This window comes from Stenotrophomonas sp. YJH_SMC_101-4 (assembly GCF_059370395.1).
The window spans coordinates 501,170-516,641 of the sequence record NZ_JCAFTP010000003.1 but is presented as its reverse complement, the minus strand read 5'-3'; the positions used below and the strand labels follow the sequence as shown (position 1 = coordinate 516,641).

The following is a 15,472-nucleotide window of genomic DNA, read 5'->3' as shown; positions in this document are numbered from 1 at the left end:
GAAGCGCACCGGGTTAGCGGCCGCCTGCGAACGAGGTTGAGACGCTCCGCCTGCACATTCCTGAACCTGCTCAGGGTCGGGTCAGGAACCCGCCCCGTTCCGTCCTATTCGGCAACCCGATCCTTGATCCACTGCGCCCGAGGCAGCACTTCGATGCTGCCAGCCGCGTACTGCTGCAGCACGTCGTCCGGGCCGAAGCGCGGCTGCCAGCCCAGTGTGCTGCGCATCAGTGCACTGTCGTAGACGCGGTCGATGCTCAACGGCAGCGGCCAGCCGCGGCGCTCGAACTCGGCCAGCAGCAGCGGGGCGCGGCGGGCCAGCACCCGGCGGGGCTGGGTCGCCAGTTCCAGGCAATCCTCGCGCAGGAACGGTGTCGGTGCGCAGGCAATATAGCGTGCGAAGGCAGCGCCCTCATCGTGCAGCAGCGCGGCATGTGCACTGGCCACGTCGCGCGCGTCGATGCCGCGGTGCAGGCGGAACATCGCCATCCGCTCCGGTGGCTCGGGGAAGCAGCGGGCCATGCGCAGCACGCGCACGCTGAAGCCCGGTGCCGCAGCGGCTTCGGCCAACGCCTCTGCCTGCAGCTTGCTGCGATGGTAGATCGTGCGCGGCAACGGCTCGGTATCTTCATCGATCCAGCGGCATCCGCCCGCCACTACCGCATGGCCATACAGCGCCGTGGTGCTGGTCAGCACGAAGCGGCGTGCACCGGCCTCGCGGGCAGCCTGCAACAGGTGTGCGGTCGCCTCCACATTGATCTGCTGGAATACCGCATCCGGCACCAGGCCGACATGAGGTGCGTGCAGGGCGGCGGTATGGATCACCGCATCGACCCCCTGCACCGCCCGCGTCACGGCCTGACGATCGGTGACATCGGCAATGATGCGGGTGGTGGCAAATGGGCTGCGATCCAGCCCCACCACTTCGTGGGCCGCCGCCAGCGCGCCGAAGATCGCACGCCCGATCCGCCCGGAACTGCCGGTCAACAGAATCTTCATTGAGTCCATTCACTCGAAGCGCCCGGGAACTACCGGGATGCTTCGATTCTAGGCACGCTGCATGTCGTCTGCGATAGGGCGCGGTTGCAATTGTGCGTTCATTTTGGCGATGCCGATCGGGCCAGCAGCTGCCGGGCGACGAACAGCGGATCGTCACCGCCTGCCGCATCAGGCGTGACCCCGGTACGTTCCCAGTTGGTTCCGGTACGAAGGTTGATCGGCTGCCGGTCGGGAATGCTGATCTGATAGCCCTCCGGCAGCAGCACAGGATCATCGAACATATGTGCCGCGCCGCCACTTCGACTCCCAACGACACGTGCCCGCCCCTGCGCCTGCAGCGAGTACGCGACGAATTCGGCGGCCGAGCCGGTGCGGCGGTCGATCAGCACCACCAGCGGCTTCAGGTACAGCCCCAGGCTCGCCGGTGGCAACGGTACCGGACTGCGTTGGCCACGTTGTTGCAGTGACTGCACCTGGGTGATCTCCGCCGCCAGCAGGGTCCGCACCAGCAGGTCCGCACTGCCGTCATCACCCCCCCCGTTCTGGCGCAGATCGAGCACCAGGCCATCGGTGTCGGCCAGAAGGGTGAAGGCCGCGGCCAGCTTCGGCCGGGCCAGATCGAGCGGATAGAAGGTGCTCAGGCGCAGGTAGCCGATGTTGCCTTCCAGCACCCGCACCTCGCGCACGCCCGCACCATTGCTGCGTGCATCCGCGCGCCAGGCCATCAGCCAGTCATCCAGGCCGGCGCTGGCATCCACCCGCTCGACATGGAAGTGGCCATCGAACACGTCCAGGTCCTGGTTCAGGCGTGCGCTGAACGCCTTGGGGTCCGCGCAGCTGTCCGCATAGCGCTGCTGGGCGGACCAGCCGCGCACCACCTCGGCAATGCGCGCGCCTTCGGCCACGTCCAGGTACTGCGCCTGTATCGCCTTGGCCGCCGCCTGCAGCACCGCGTCCTGGGCCGGGCAGGACGCCGCCAGCAGCGCGCCCAGCATCCACGAAACCACCATGACCGCACTCCACGTTGATGATATGTAAGTGCTTATATATCATCGCGACCATGGATCTCCAACATGCCTCCCTGGGAACGCTGCTGCGGGCCCTGCTCGACCAGCTCGACCCGGCGGTCGAGCAGGCCTACCGCGACCTGAAGCTGGACTACCGGCCGCGCTACACCCCGGTGCTGCGCACGCTGATGGCGCAGGGCCCCTGCCGCATCAAGGACCTCGCAGTGGCCTGCGGGCTCAGCCATTCGGCACTCAGCCAGACGGTTTCAGCAATGGTGCGCGACGGCTGGCTGCACGCTGCGGTCGGTGAAGACAGCCGTGAGCGCATCCTGCAGTTGAGCCCGCGCGCACTGCAGGCGCTGCCGGCGCTGCAGGCGCAGTGGCAGGCCACGGCTCGCGCGGCGCGCAGCCTCGATGCCGATCTTGGACAGTCGTTGGAGCAGGTGCTGCGCGACGCACTGCAGGCGCTTGAGCAGCGGCCGTTCGCGCAGCGACTGCGCGACACACCCCAGCGCTGAGGCGCCTACTGTTCGGCTGCCATCTCGATTTCACTGAGGAAGGTCCAGCTGCCATTGGCCAACCGCAGCTCCAGCGTGCGGCACTGCGCGGCCAGCGGCGCGGCATTGCCCAGCACGTATTCCTCTTCGGTCGAACCGCTCAGCCCGGCCTGGGTGAATGGCGCCGACAGCACGCCGATGCGGGTTGCGGCAGAGCCCGGCTCAGCGCACATCACCTCCACCGACGTCGGCGTGACGATGCCCCAGGCCGGGCGGGTCATCGTGTGCAGGCCGATCCAGTCAACCCGCCGGCGCTGGCCGAGGTCGATGGTGATGCTGACATTGCCGTGCACGCCCACCCAGCCGGCATCCATCGGGTTGCGCGGATCCCCCACCCGGCGATCGAACAGTTCATGCCCGGTGCTGTCGGGATAGTTTGCGTCCGGCGCCGTGCTGTAGCTGTAGGTGGTCTGCACCGGATCGACACTGTAGGACGCACCGAGGCCATACAACCCGCGATAGGTGTTCATCATCCGCGGCGATTCGCCATACCCCTGGCCGGGGCCGACCACCTCGGACATGTGGTACTGGTTGAGCCAGGCAACGCGCTTGCCGGCCGAACGCGCACTCCACAACTGCTGGTTGATGCGCTGCACCGACGCGGAGCGATAGGCACCGGACAGCCCGTTGCCGGTCTCCAGGAACAAGGGGCTGCCATGGTTGAACAGTTCGATGTCGGCCCACAGGCCGCTGGCACCCAGCGCCGCCGACAGCGCCTCGTAGTACGCCTCGGTGGAATGACCCGCGCGATCCCACTGGAACAATCGGGCATGCGAGGCAGCACCGATGCCGTCCTGCCAGATCTGCACGTCCACGCCGGTGGCGGTGCGGAACTGTGCAGCAGCCCGGCCCACGCTGGCCGGATCCACGCTGGATGACGCCAGGTAGGGTGCCACCATCACCGGCCGCGAGGGTGTACTGCCTTTGAGCGCCGTCACGATCGCGCGATAGAACGACGCGCGATCAATCGGCACCTGTGCCGGCTCGTCGGTGATGTACCAGCCGGCGAACGCCGGATGCGATCCGTACTGCTGGCCAAGCTGCGCCAGCGACTGCGCCGCATCCTGTGCCACGGCCGTTGCATTCTGGCCCTGCCAGAAGGTGGCGCACTGCCCCGAACTGTAGGTGGTGCCCACCACGACCTTCATGCCGCGCGCGGCTGCCGCATCGAGCACGGTGCCGAGCTTGCCGGGAAAGCCGGCAATCCATTCGAAATCCTGCACACCGCTGGCGCATCCCACGCCGGCACGGGTGGCACGCACCTGACCGAGGATGATCGTGTCGTTGCCGAGGTCCTGCAGTTCATCCAGGAACAGCGGCAATTGCGCGGCTGGCAGCTGTTCGTCGGTGGCCGAATAGCCGACGTGGACGAAGCTGCCGGACAACAGCGGGTTACCTGCATGGACGGAGCCGGCACACGCCAGCAAGGCGATCAATCCAATCCTGTTCATCTTCTACGTCCCTGTCGTGGCCAGGCGAGTGGCGTTGTCACTCATCCTATCAACAGCGGCCAGCACGCCACGATCACCTGCAGCGCTGCGCAGGCGCCGACTTCCACTGCTCCCGCAGCAATGCCCATGCAAAGTCGATTCAAGCGGTTGATTCATTCATCTGCGTGATCGAGCCTGCGCGCTCCTTCCCCTGGAGTACCTCTCATGCGCACGCCGCCCGCACCGCTCAGCCTGATGGAACGCGACCGCCGCTGGGCGCTGGCCCGCGACATCATGGCCGGTGAGTGCCTCGATGCCCTGGTTGTACATGGCGACCGGGAAGCCGCCGCGCCCGCCGGCTTCTCGCCAGACTGCTACTTCACCAATGACCGGCCCGGCTCGATCGTGGTGTTCGTCGGCGACCAGCCCCCCCCGGGTGTTCACCTTTGCCTCGCTGATGATTGCCGACCACCTGCAGGCCGGCCTGCGCGGCGATCTGCAATGGATCGCACCCGAACAGCTGTGGGTGGGCAAATCCGGGCAGGAGGTGGGCCGCTGGCTGCAGCAGTGTGGCCTGCACTCGGCACGTATCGGCGTGCTGGGGCTGGAGCCGTATCCGCCGTTCTACTTCGACGGCGCGATGCCTGCGCGCACCCTGCAGGGCATGCAGGCGGCAGTGCCGGGCGCGGAATTCGTACCGGTGTATCGTGCGTTCTTCCAGCGCGCCTCGGTCAAGAGTCAGGAGGAACTGGCGCTGATCGCGCATGCCGCCTGGATCGGTGAATCCATGAGCGAGGCGCTGCGTGCCACCGCTCGCCCCGGTGTTTCCGAAGCCGAACTGGTTGCCGCAGTGACCGCCACTTGTTTCTCGCTGGGAGGCTATACCGCCGAGGTGCTGCTCGGCTCGGGTCCCGAGTATGTAGGCTGGGGACCGCCCGCCTGGCAGTACCGTGCACAGCCGCCGCGCATTCTGCGCGATGGTGACCTGGTGTTGTCGGAGATCTTCGCACTGTACGGGCTGATGGAAACACAGCATCAGGCCGCGGTTGCCATCGGCGAGGTACACGACGACATCCATCGCGCCGCCGCTGTCGCCCGCAGCAGCTACGAAGCGGGCCTGTCTGCACTGCGCGTGGGCAATACCTTCGGCGACGTCGTCGACGCGATGGAAGCGCCCCTGCTGGAGGCGGGGGGTTGGCACGTGCATCCGTTGGTCCACAGCCTCAACCCCTATGGACCGGTTGGCTTTGGCCGTGCGCCGGGCATCGAAGCGCTGCCGGAGGCCGCGCGCTATGCGCACATCGCGCCGCTGCCGACTGTCGGGCGCGAACTGCCCCTGCAGGCCGGCATGTGCTTCGCCTTCGAACCGAACTGTGCATTCGGCCGGCACATGGCCAACATCGGCGGTACGGTCATCGTCGGCACGGATGCGGGTACCGCGCTGAATGAAAACTCGACACGGTTGATGCAGGCCGATGCCTGAGTTCATCGCCCACCTGCAGACACCGGCACGGCGGCGCGCGGCCGAGACGCGCAGCGGGCAGACCCGAGCCCGACTGCTGCACGCGGGGCTGCAGCTGTTCAGCGCGTTCGGCGTGGAGGGCGTGCGTACCCGCCAGCTGGTGGACATGGCTGGCTGCAGCCAATCGGCCATCCCATATCACTTCGGCGGCAAGCAGGAACTGTATGCCGCAGTGCTGCAGCGCTGTGCCCAATCCATTGCCGAACGACTGCCGCTGCCGGCAGCACCGCCGACTGGCGTGCGGCAGGCCGCGCAGCAGCTGCAGCAATTGATGCAGGTATTTGTCCATGCCTTGCTGTCGGCACCGGATGCGGGGCCACGCACGCTGCTGTTGGCGCGCGAACAGATCCAACCGACGGCCGCGTTCGCCAGCGCCCACCGTACGCTGTTCGAACCCCTGCACACCACGTTGGCCGCGTGCGTGGCGTGCCTGCGTGGCAGCGAACCAACCAGCGTCGAGACGCTGCTGCGTACCCACGCCCTGCTCGGGCAGGCGATCGTCTTCGCCGTCTCCCATGGCGCTCTGCAGGCCAGATTGAACCAGGGAGCACCCTTGGCAGACGTAGAGACGATCGCGGCGGTGGTCGGTGGCATGGCATTGGCTGCAGCGAAGGCAGCGCCCACCTGAATGGCTGCGTGATCGGTCCCGTGCGCAGGGCGCGTGAAAACCGTGGCGAAGATGGCGACCTGGACTTAGCGTGCGATGGCCAAGCATGGAGGCCGTCGTCTACGAAGGCGACGCCCACACCGCAGGAGATTTCACATGACTGAGCAGAACCCGCGCAGCTCCAACCGGGGCTTCGCATCAATGGACCAGGCCAAGCAGCGCGCGATCGCTGCCAAGGGCGGGCGTGCAGCACATGCGTCCGGCAACGCGCATGAATTCAGTCCGGCCGAAGCACGTGTCGCAGGCCGCAAGGGCGGCGAGGCGATCAGCCGCAACCGCCAGCACATGGCCGCGATCGGTCGTGAAGGTGGACACGCTCGCCACGCCAATGCGCGCCAGCAGCAACAGCAGCCACACGAGATCGAACGCACGGCAGAGGGCCCGCAACGCCAGCAGGGCTGACCGCTGCGCGTCAGGCCGGTGCGCGCTGGCGATACAGACCCAGCGCAGCAAGCAGGACCAGCGCACCGGCCACAGCCATCGCCCAGCCGAAACCACTGGCCATCGCACTGCGATACCACGCCAGTGTCTGCGGCGCGGCGTGCATCGAGCTTGGTTGCAGGATGAGTTCGCGCGCCTGTGCCACCAGCCCCCGCTGCCCGGCCGCCTGCGCGGAAACGGCGAAGTGCTGCACGGCGCGCTGGCCCATCAAGCTGCCCAGCAGCGCGATGCCCAGGCTCATGCCTGCCTGGCGTAACGCGTTCATCGTGGCTGAGGCGATACCCGCGCGCTCGACCGGCGCGCTGGCCATGACCGCCATGCCGGTCGCCGGCACTGCCAGCCCCATGCCAATGCCAAGCAGCACCAGCACAGCGCTGGCAAAAGCACGCGACGTAGCCGGTTCGAACGTGGCCATCGCGCACAGCGCTATCCCGGCCAGGGCGTAGCCCAGCACCAGCGCGGCATGCAGCCCGAGGTGGGCGACCAGACGACCGAACAACAGCGAGACGCCCCCCATCAACAGGAACTGCGGAGCCAGCTGGGAGCCGGCCTGCGCAGCGCTGTGGCCCTGCGCCTGCTGGAAGAACAGCGACAGGAAGAACAGGCTGGCATAGGCAGTGAAGCCCAGCACGAACGATGCCAGGTTGAACATGCCGAAGCGGCGGTCGGCAAACAGGTCCAGCGGCAGCAATGGGCGTACAACCCGGCGTTCAACGATGCCGAACAGGATCAGTCCGGCGGCTGCGACGCCCAGCGCCAGCAGGGTCACCGGCGCCAGCAGGCCATGCTCGCCGATCGCGATCAGGCCATAGCTCAGCGCACCCAGCGCGACGATGCTGAGCAGCTGCCCGGCGGGGTCCAGTGCGGCGTGCTGCGGATGCCGCCGCTCCGGAATTCCCCAGACGCCCAGCGCCAGCGCGAGCAGGCCCAACGGCAGGTTGATCAGGAAGATGCTGGGCCATCCGGCGCGCTGCACCAGCACGCCGCCCAGCAGCGGGCCAAGCACCAGGGCCAGCGCACTGAACGCGGACCAGCCACCGATCGCACGTGCACGTTGGCGCGCATCGGGAAACGCATGGCTGAGGATCGGCATTGCGGCGGGAATCAACAATGCGCCCGCGATGCCCTGCACTGCGCGCCCGGCCACCAGGGTTCCAAGATTGCCGGCACAAGCGCACAGCAGGGACCCCAGCGTGAAGGTGGCGACGCTGAGCAGCCACATCCGCCGATGACCGTAACGATCCCCAAGCGGCCCCGCCGACAGCATCAACGCCGACAACGCGATCGCGTAGGCGTTGATCACCCATTGCAGGCCGGCCATGTCGGTGTGCAACGCCTGCTGCAGGGTCGGCAGGGCGACGTTGACGATGCTGATGTCCAGCGAGGCGAGGAATGTGCCGAGGTAGGCGGCCAACACCAGGGCCGGACGTTGGAAACGCTGCATGTGTGGATCCCGGGGGAGGACGTGCGCGCATCGTAGCCACTGACTGACCGTCGGTCAATGACCGACGGTCAGTCAGTGCCGAAGGACAGCTAGAATGGCCACCGTCGCACCCGGACCTTGCCCACCATGCAGACCCCAGCTGTCGCCAGGCCTCGCACCAAGCCTGCGGAAACCCGCCAGGAAGAACTGATGGACGCCGCGCAGGCACTGTTCCTGTCAAAGGGAGTGGACGCCACCACCATCAGCGACATCGTCGCCGCGGCTGATGTGGCCAAGGGCACCTTCTATACCTACTTCGCCTCGCGCACCGAGATCCTGCAGGCGCTGGCGCAGCGCTACACGCGGCAGTTCATGGAAGCGGTCGACCAGGCCGTGCAGCAGCACCCCGTCGGCGATGGCGTAGCACGCCTGCGCGCCTGGATCCGCGCCAACATCGAACTTTACGTGCGCACCCATGCACTGCACGACGTGGTGTACGCCAACCATCATCACCACCAGCGCGGCAACGCCGAACGCAATGCAATCCAGCAGCAGCTGCTGGGCATCCTCGAAGCGGGCAACGCCGCCGGTCTGTGGCAGCTTCCGGCGCCGCAGGTTACCGCCTCGTTGATCTACGCCGGCGTGCACGGCGCTACCGACGACCTGATCGCCACACCGGCACAGGATGCCGATGCGTTCATCGAAGCCGTGCAGGCCGATTGCCTGCGCATGGTCGGCGTGCCACCGGCCGGTGCCAAGCGGCGCTGACGAACCGTCTGTCGCTCAGCTATGGGCGAGGATGTTCAACAACCGCCCGAACGGGTCACGGACGAAGAAGCGACGCACGCCCCAGGGCTCATCGGCCGGGCCATATTCCAGCGGGATGCCGGCCGCGCGCATGCGCTCCAGTACCTGCTGCAGATTGTCCACTTCGATCGACAGATCCGGCACTGCGGTGCCGGACCCCCCTTCACTGGCAAAGCTGACCTGCGCCAGCGCGCTGCCCTCGCCGCCGTGGGTGACGATCCAGCCGTGGTCCATCACCACCGGCATGCCCAGCAGCTCGCCATAGAACACTGCGGCACGCGCAGGATCAGGCGTGGCGATGTTGGCGACGACACGTTTGACGGCCATGTGCAGCGGCTCCGATGCGATTCCCCATCCTCGCCGCTGCGTGCATGGCCTGCAAGCGGGCTGCGCTGAAACAGAAGAGCCCCGTCGGTGACGGGGCTCGTCATCAGTCCTGCATTGCCACTGCTTACACAGCGCCGCAGCGATCCATGACGCAACGATCGTATTCGTACTGGCATTCCATCGCATCACCGCCACCGGACAAACAGGCCTGGTAAGCCTTCCAACAGGGAAGATCGCATGGCGGAATCGGCCCGGCCACAGCAACCGAACCGCTGCAGGCCAAGGCGAACACGGCACCTACGATCATTTTCCTGAAAGTACGCATCGACATCACTCCTTGATAAGCCTGGTGAGCCCAGGCCGGGCCACGGTAGCGGGGTTTCCCGGAGATGGAGTGAACACGCGCGTCACGAAACATTAACCTGTTCATTAAATTTTCTTCACACCACTGGGGGTGATCGGCGCGCTGCGGGGTTAACGGCCTTGTTGTCCGTCAATCAAGGAAGTTGTCCGATGAATCACCCGCTGCACGGCCGTTCGTCCCGCTCCCGTTCTCCGATGCACAGCCGCCTCGCACTGGCGGTCACCAGCACATTGCTGCTTGCCAGCACGTTGCCCGCCATGGCCAACGACTCATTCGAGGTCTGGCAACAACAGCGCCAGTTGCAGGCGGCCTGGGCGCAACCAGGCGTCGGCGCGTCCGCAGCACCGACGGCCACCACGCCAGCGGCGGCCAACACGTCCGTGCTCGGCAACCCCGGCGATGCAGCCAGTTGGCGCAGCGATGAATTCAACGCTGACTGGGGGCTGGGTGCGATGGGGGCCGATTACGCCTATGCACGTGGACTGACCGGCCAGGGCGTACGTCTTGCCCTGTTCGATTCGGGCTCGGCACTGGCCCATCAGGAATTTGCGGGGCGCAATACGTCCAGCATCACCATCGGCGCGGACTGCGCCACGCCAGGCGTGGTGGCCGGTACCGGTGCCTGCGAACAAACCCGTGGCGAGCAGCCAGGCTACAACTACTACGGCCTTGGCCCCGGCGTTCCCGCCGCACTGGCCGCACGCCTGATCGCGGCAGGCCAGCCCTATGGCTTCAGCTACGCCGACCACGGCACCCACGTGTTGGGTACCATCGGTGCCAACCGCGATGGCAAAGGCATGCATGGCGTAGCATTCGGTTCGAACCTGACCGCAGCCCGTGTGTTTGGTGATACCTACTATGAGTGGCGCCTGGATCCGGACAACTTCTATCGTCCGCGCGCGCTATATCGCACCGATCCCGATGACACCGCTACCTTGGATATGTATGCGCAGATCCAGGCGCAGGGCGTGCGCGCCATCAACCACAGCTGGGGTATCTCTACCCGCAACATGACTGCTGCCGCGCTGGATGCACAGTATGCAGCGATCGGTGACGGCTACGGCGTGTATGGCAGCATCTACGCCAACGATGGCGATGCCCCCTCCTCCACCCTCATCCAGGTGTGGTCGGCTGGTAACGGCAGTGGCGCCGTCGCCGGAATCACGGCCGCCATGCCGCGCTGGAAGCCGGAACTTGAACCGTACTGGCTGGCCGTGGCCAACGTCCGCCGGCCCAACGCTGCTGCGGGCGAAACCGACTACGTGATCGATGGCAGTTCCAGCATCTGCGGCGTTGCCGCCAACTGGTGCATCTCGGCACCCGGCACCGACATCCTGAGCACCATTGTGTCCGGTGATATCCAGGGTCGCGTCGAGAACACTTCCGCCTATGTCCGCCTGATCATCGACAGCGAGAACACCCAGTACGTCTATGGCACCAAGACGGGCACGTCGATGGCGGCGCCACACATCACCGGTGCGCTCGGCCTGCTGATGGAGCGCTTCCCCTATCTGGACAACGCCCAGGTCCGCGACGTGTTGCTGACCACCGCACGCGACCTGGGTGCAGCAGGCATCGATCCGATCTACGGCTGGGGCATGGTCGACCTGCGCAAGGCCATCGAAGGCTACGGCTCGCTGCGCGTGGATACCAACGTGGTGATGAACCAGAAGGCCGGTGGCCTGAAGGTCTGGGAAGGCGATGCCTGGGACGACTGGACCAACGACATCGGTGGCCCCGGCAAGCTGACCAAGTCCGGCATCGGCTGGCTGCGCCTGAGCGGTGACAACACTTTCAACGGCGCGGTACTGCAGGACGGTACGCTGGAATTGAATGGCGCCAACACGCTCACGTCTGCGGTCGAGGTCCAGGGTGGCCAGTTCCTGCTCAATGGCAGCCTGGTCTCCACCGCGCTGAACACCACCGGGGGCGTGAGCACGGTCAGCAGCAGCGGCCTGCTGAAGGACAGCAACCTGACCGTCAACGGTGGCGTGGTGTCCTTCAACGGCACGCAGACCGGCGGCACCACCACGGTCGGTGCCAACGGCCTGCTGAAGGGTGTCGGTACGCTCGGCAGCACCCACGTCGACGGCATCATCGCGCCCGGCAATTCGATCGGCACGCTGACCATCAACGGCAACTACGTACAGGGTGCAACCGGCGTCTATGCTGCCGAACTTGCTCCGGGCGGGCGCAGTGACCAGCTGCACGTGACCGGCACCGCCACCCTCGGCGGCACCCTGATCGCACTGCCGGAGCCGGGTACCTACTACCTCGGCGAGCAGTTCAATTTCATCCGCGCCGACGGCGGTGTCAGCGGCCAGTTCGCGAAAACCGACTTCAGCGCGTTCTCGCCGTTCCTGCAGTTCAGCCTGGCTTACGGTGCCAATGGCACCCGCATCGACGTGGCCCGTGGTGCGTCGCTCGCCAGTGCCGCCGCCACGCCGAACCAGCGTGCGGCCGCGGCGGCGGCCGATGGACTGGCAATCAACCAGGGCCTGCCCAAGCCGCTGACCCAACTGTTCCCGCAACAGGTCGGCGGCGTGCTTGATGGCCTCAGCGGTGAACTGCACGCGGCCACGTCGCTGGCCCTGGTCGAGGGCAGCCGCCATGTGCGCGACGCCGCACTGTCACGCCGTGCCGGTGCGGCCGCACCGGGATCCGATACGGGTGATGCCACCGGCGCCTGGGTGCAGGCCCTGGGCGGAAACAGCAAGCTGGATGGCAACGCCAACACCGCCCGCACGGAAGCCAACAGCAATGGCCTGCTGGTCGGCATCGACCGCGAGTTCGGTGGCTGGCAGATCGGCGTGCTGGCCGGCACCGGCCGCACCGACGTGAAGCAGCAGGAGCGTCGTGCCAAGTCGAAGATCGACAACACGCACTTCGGCGCCTACGCCAGCCACACCTGGGGCGGGTTCGGCCTGCGCGGTGGCGTGGCATGGAGCCGCAATGAAGTGAAGAGTACGCGTGATGTTGCCTTCGCCGGCTTCAGCGACAGCCTGAGCGCGCGCTACAACGCACATACACGTCAGGCCTTCATCGAAGCGGGCTACCGTTTCGGCAATACGGAAGGTGGGCTGGAGCCGTACCTGCAGGTCGCCCGCGTGGAAGTGGACCTGAAGCAGATCAACGAGCGCGGCGGCGCGGCCGCACTGCACGGCAAGGTGGACGACACCGGCACCACCATCGCCACCGCTGGCCTGCGCTTCGACAAGGGCCTGAAGGCATCGTTCCAGCAGGACAGCTGGTTGCACCTGCGTGGCGGTGTCGGCTACCGCCGTGCCTCCGGCGACCGCAGCCAGGTGGCCAACCTCGCCTTCGCCAACAGCAGCACCACGTTCGCGGTCGAGGGTGCTCCGATTGCCGACAACGCCGTCGTGGCCGAGCTGGGCCTGGCGGCGTGGCTGACCCCGCGGCAGCAGCTGGAGCTGGGCTACAGCGGTCAGTTCGGCAGTGAAAGCCGCGACCATGGCGCCACTGCACGCTGGTCCGTCCGCTTCTAAACACGTGTTCTCTTGACGGGTTGGGGCGGCCTCGCGGCCGCCCCTTTTTTTGCCCGCCATCCAGCGCTATGTGCGGTGCCGCAGCGCGGCGGTACCTGCCAGGCTGGCAAGTGGCAGCAGCAACCCGTAGGCCACCAGCGGCCACACGGTATCGCCGGGCAGCACCAGGATAACCAGCGTGCCGATGCCTGCCACGATCAGGCTCTGCACCGCGTAGTACAGGGCCACCGCCGTACCCGACGCATCGGCGAAATCACGCAACGCACCGCTTGCGGCCACCGAAACCACCATCACCAGCCCTACCGCGATGCCCCACATGGGCAGCACCACTGCGATGAACGAGGGAGGCCACGCTGCGGCCAACGCCATCAGCAGCACCCCGGCCACCATCACCCACAGGCCGCGCAGGAAGGTACCGCGCACGTTCCAGCGGGCAATGCACACGTTCGCCATCCGCGCCGTGACGATCATCACCAGCGCCACCGTGGCGAAGGCCAGGCTGAACGACAGCGGCGAATAATGCATGCGCCCGACCAGCAGCCGGGGCGCGACCGAGAAGAACACGAAGAACGTGCCCATGCCCGCGCTGAAGCCCAGCGTGTAGACCCAGAACGCCCCGCTGCCGAGGATGCGTCGTACCGACGGTCGCGACGTGTCATGGCACCGCGGGCGGGTTTCCTGCCAATGCCGTACCGCGCGCATGCCGGCGATCATGCCCAGTGCGCCGAGCAGAACGAAGATCGCGCGCCAGCCAACCGCGCCTGCCAGCAGTGCGCCGAAGATCGGCCCCAGCGCCGGCACGAAGGCCAGCATCGAGGCGAACAGCCCATACAGCGACGCACCTTCGGGCGTATCGGCATACACGTCACGGACGGTGGCAAAGGTCGCCACCAATGCCGCCGACGCCCCCACCGCCTGTACGGTTCGCCAGGCCAGGAATGCTGCGCCGCTGCTGGACATGGCCAGCGCAAACGACGAAAGCGCGAACAGCAACGCCCCCAGCAACAGGACCGGCCGCCGCCCGATGCGGTCGGACAACGGGCCGAACAGCAACTGGCCCAGGCCGAGCACCAGCAGGTAGATGCTCAACGTCAGCTGCACCACCGTCGGTGATGTCTGCAGTGCCCGCGGCATCACCGGCACCACAGGAAGATAGATATCCATGGCCAGCGAGGCCAGGAGGTCGAACGGCGCCATCAGCACAATGGCCGATGGCAGCGGGTGGGCCCAACGCGGGGCCTGTCGATTGAACATGGGGAGTCTCCGCCCAGAGTGAATCCGGCGGTGATCCATCCACTTCGCGTGCATCGCAGGGATGATCACCGCAACAACGTCTGCATCGTTGTTGCGGCTCAGCGAACTGTCTGCGGACCGTTCCCGTTGTTCATGATGTCCATCGAATGCGAATGCAGGTGGCGCAAGTGTAGCAATCGTCCACCTGCCGCGCGGCGCTCAGGCCAGGGGCAACATGTCGATGCGCCGGCACGGCGTCTCCTTCACCTGCTCGATCAGCCGTCGCACCACAGGCGAGGTCTCCGCCCGCCGGTACTGCACAGCGATGGTCGAGACGATGGTGGGGCCGGCCAGTGGCAGATAGATCATTCCGGGCAGCACCAGCGTGCGTTGCAGTACCGATGGCACGATCGCCACCGAACCAACGCCGACCGACACCTCGGCCAACACCGCCGCCAGATGCCCGGGCTGGGAACGGATACGTGGAATGAACCCGCCGCGGCGCCCGACTTCCATTGCGCCCACCGGCTGCTCCGGCATGACGAAGCTTTCCCGGGCCAATGACGCCGGCTGTACCGGCGCGCGGGCCTGCGCCAGCGGATGGGTTTCCGGCAGGGCCACGCAGAACTGGTCTTCGACCAGGGTGTGTTCGCCGAAACTGTCGGGTACATCCATCGGAGGCCGGCAGAACACCACATCCACCCGGCCTTCCTGCAGCAGCTGCGGGAGCTCGCCCATCGGCCATTCGCTTACCTGCAGTTCCACGCCCGGGTAGCGGCTGCGGAACCGGCTGAGCTGATCCTGCAACGCACCGGCATACAGCGCCGAGCCGACGTAGCCGATCTCGATCTTGCCGATCTCACCCCGCCCGGCGCGCCGGCCCAGGGTTTCGGCCTGTTCGAACCGGCGCAGCACATCGCGGGCTTCCGCCAGGAACACCTCGCCTGCGGAGGTCAGCAGCACTTCGCGCCGGCTGCGGTCGAACAGGCGCGTGCCGAGGCGACGCTCGATGTCCTGGATCTGCACGCTCAGCGTGGGAGTGGCGATCCCCAGCCGCAGGGCCGCGCGACCGAAGTGCAGTTCCTCGGCCAAGGTGACGAAGTACTCCAGGTGACGGCGTTCCATGGGCGGCATTTCGTTAGGTTCAAGCTAACGTAACCAGAAAACACCGAGAATGAAACAAACACCGA

14 protein-coding genes are annotated in these 15,472 nt (G+C 66.6%); 6 read left to right on the top strand and 8 right to left on the bottom strand.

Annotated features, from left to right (window positions below):
* Positions 1-104: 104 nt before the first annotated feature.
* Together AC5P8D_RS13245 and AC5P8D_RS13240 are read right to left on the bottom strand one after the other, a co-directional pair.
* Positions 105-998, bottom strand: a complete 894-nt coding sequence (locus tag AC5P8D_RS13245) for an NAD-dependent epimerase/dehydratase family protein (protein WP_049480185.1) — start codon at positions 996-998, stop codon at positions 105-107.
* A gap of 98 nt (positions 999-1,096) precedes the next feature.
* Positions 1,097-2,008: a S41 family peptidase gene (locus AC5P8D_RS13240; RefSeq protein ID WP_495203398.1), complete on the bottom strand. Its 912-nt coding sequence runs from the start codon at positions 2,006-2,008 to the stop codon at positions 1,097-1,099.
* Positions 2,009-2,058: 50 nt separating this feature from the next.
* Between AC5P8D_RS13240 and AC5P8D_RS13235 the strand changes: the two genes are divergently transcribed.
* Positions 2,059-2,523, top strand: coding sequence for a MarR family winged helix-turn-helix transcriptional regulator (locus AC5P8D_RS13235; RefSeq protein WP_126560059.1), 465 nt, complete (start codon positions 2,059-2,061; stop codon positions 2,521-2,523).
* A 5-nt stretch (positions 2,524-2,528) separates the two neighbouring features.
* On the opposite strand, the gene AC5P8D_RS13230 is transcribed toward AC5P8D_RS13235, so the two are convergent.
* The gene (locus AC5P8D_RS13230) at positions 2,529-4,013 is read right to left on the bottom strand and encodes a DUF4434 domain-containing protein (protein ID WP_043397560.1); all 1,485 of its coding nucleotides are present in this window, start codon (positions 4,011-4,013) and stop codon (positions 2,529-2,531) included.
* Positions 4,014-4,428: 415 nt separating this feature from the next.
* Here AC5P8D_RS13230 and AC5P8D_RS13225 point away from each other — a divergent pair, with 415 nt between their 5' ends.
* The 3 genes from AC5P8D_RS13225 (at position 4,429) to AC5P8D_RS13215 (ending at position 6,583) form a co-directional block, all read left to right on the top strand.
* Complete coding sequence (locus AC5P8D_RS13225; protein WP_495203397.1) at positions 4,429-5,475, top strand: M24 family metallopeptidase; 1,047 nt, start codon at positions 4,429-4,431, stop codon at positions 5,473-5,475.
* A complete protein-coding gene (locus AC5P8D_RS13220; RefSeq protein WP_010481273.1) occupies positions 5,468-6,142 on the top strand; it encodes a CerR family C-terminal domain-containing protein in 675 nt (224 codons plus the stop codon). Before AC5P8D_RS13225 ends, AC5P8D_RS13220 begins: the two co-directional genes overlap by 8 nt.
* Before the next feature lie 135 nt (positions 6,143-6,277).
* A complete protein-coding gene (locus tag AC5P8D_RS13215) occupies positions 6,278-6,583 on the top strand; it encodes a KGG domain-containing protein (RefSeq protein WP_043397558.1) in 306 nt (101 codons plus the stop codon).
* Positions 6,584-6,593: 10 nt separating this feature from the next.
* On the opposite strand, the gene AC5P8D_RS13210 is transcribed toward AC5P8D_RS13215, so the two are convergent.
* Positions 6,594-8,066: an MFS transporter gene (locus AC5P8D_RS13210; RefSeq protein ID WP_043397555.1), complete on the bottom strand. Its 1,473-nt coding sequence runs from the start codon at positions 8,064-8,066 to the stop codon at positions 6,594-6,596.
* Positions 8,067-8,192: 126 nt separating this feature from the next.
* Here AC5P8D_RS13210 and AC5P8D_RS13205 point away from each other — a divergent pair, with 126 nt between their 5' ends.
* Entirely contained in the window at positions 8,193-8,813 is a 621-nt protein-coding gene (locus AC5P8D_RS13205; protein ID WP_029379742.1) for a TetR/AcrR family transcriptional regulator, read from the top strand.
* Between the two features lie 15 nt (positions 8,814-8,828).
* Here the strand turns inward: AC5P8D_RS13205 and AC5P8D_RS13200 are convergent, their stop codons facing one another.
* Positions 8,829-9,179 carry a VOC family protein gene (locus tag AC5P8D_RS13200; RefSeq protein ID WP_043397553.1) on the bottom strand — a complete coding sequence of 117 codons (351 nt, stop codon included), beginning with the start codon at positions 9,177-9,179 and terminating at the stop codon, positions 8,829-8,831.
* 124 nt (positions 9,180-9,303) lie between these two features.
* Positions 9,304-9,504, bottom strand: a complete 201-nt coding sequence (locus AC5P8D_RS13195) for a hypothetical protein (RefSeq protein ID WP_029550896.1) — start codon at positions 9,502-9,504, stop codon at positions 9,304-9,306.
* Positions 9,505-9,692: 188 nt separating this feature from the next.
* On the opposite strand from AC5P8D_RS13195, the gene AC5P8D_RS13190 reads away from it, so the two are divergent.
* Entirely contained in the window at positions 9,693-13,049 is a 3,357-nt protein-coding gene (locus AC5P8D_RS13190; protein ID WP_495203396.1) for an autotransporter domain-containing protein, read from the top strand.
* A gap of 66 nt (positions 13,050-13,115) precedes the next feature.
* Here AC5P8D_RS13190 and cml read toward each other — a convergent pair whose 3' ends face one another.
* Positions 13,116-14,303: a CmlA/FloR family chloramphenicol efflux MFS transporter gene (gene cml / locus AC5P8D_RS13185; protein WP_495203395.1), complete on the bottom strand. Its 1,188-nt coding sequence runs from the start codon at positions 14,301-14,303 to the stop codon at positions 13,116-13,118.
* 198 nt (positions 14,304-14,501) lie between these two features.
* Entirely contained in the window at positions 14,502-15,407 is a 906-nt protein-coding gene (locus tag AC5P8D_RS13180) for a LysR family transcriptional regulator (protein ID WP_049453021.1), read from the bottom strand.
* Positions 15,408-15,472 lie beyond the last annotated feature (65 nt).

Excerpts from the sequence above, each read along its gene's own strand:
- AC5P8D_RS13245 (WP_049480185.1), bottom strand. The coding sequence starts at position 998 with ATGAAGATTCTGTTGACCGGCAGTTCCGGGCGGATCGGGCGTGCGATC.
- AC5P8D_RS13240 (WP_495203398.1), bottom strand. The coding sequence starts at position 2,008 with ATGGTGGTTTCGTGGATGCTGGGCGCGCTGCTGGCGGCGTCCTGCCCG.
- AC5P8D_RS13235 (WP_126560059.1), top strand. The coding sequence starts at position 2,059 with ATGGATCTCCAACATGCCTCCCTGGGAACGCTGCTGCGGGCCCTGCTC.
- AC5P8D_RS13230 (WP_043397560.1), bottom strand. The coding sequence starts at position 4,013 with ATGAACAGGATTGGATTGATCGCCTTGCTGGCGTGTGCCGGCTCCGTC.
- AC5P8D_RS13220 (WP_010481273.1), top strand. The coding sequence starts at position 5,468 with ATGCCTGAGTTCATCGCCCACCTGCAGACACCGGCACGGCGGCGCGCG.
- AC5P8D_RS13215 (WP_043397558.1), top strand. The coding sequence starts at position 6,278 with ATGACTGAGCAGAACCCGCGCAGCTCCAACCGGGGCTTCGCATCAATG.
- AC5P8D_RS13210 (WP_043397555.1), bottom strand. The coding sequence starts at position 8,066 with ATGCAGCGTTTCCAACGTCCGGCCCTGGTGTTGGCCGCCTACCTCGGC.
- AC5P8D_RS13205 (WP_029379742.1), top strand. The coding sequence starts at position 8,193 with ATGCAGACCCCAGCTGTCGCCAGGCCTCGCACCAAGCCTGCGGAAACC.
- AC5P8D_RS13200 (WP_043397553.1), bottom strand. The coding sequence starts at position 9,179 with ATGGCCGTCAAACGTGTCGTCGCCAACATCGCCACGCCTGATCCTGCG.
- AC5P8D_RS13195 (WP_029550896.1), bottom strand. The coding sequence starts at position 9,504 with ATGCGTACTTTCAGGAAAATGATCGTAGGTGCCGTGTTCGCCTTGGCC.
- AC5P8D_RS13190 (WP_495203396.1), top strand. The coding sequence starts at position 9,693 with ATGAATCACCCGCTGCACGGCCGTTCGTCCCGCTCCCGTTCTCCGATG.
- cml (WP_495203395.1), bottom strand. The coding sequence starts at position 14,303 with ATGTTCAATCGACAGGCCCCGCGTTGGGCCCACCCGCTGCCATCGGCC.
- AC5P8D_RS13180 (WP_049453021.1), bottom strand. The coding sequence starts at position 15,407 with ATGGAACGCCGTCACCTGGAGTACTTCGTCACCTTGGCCGAGGAACTG.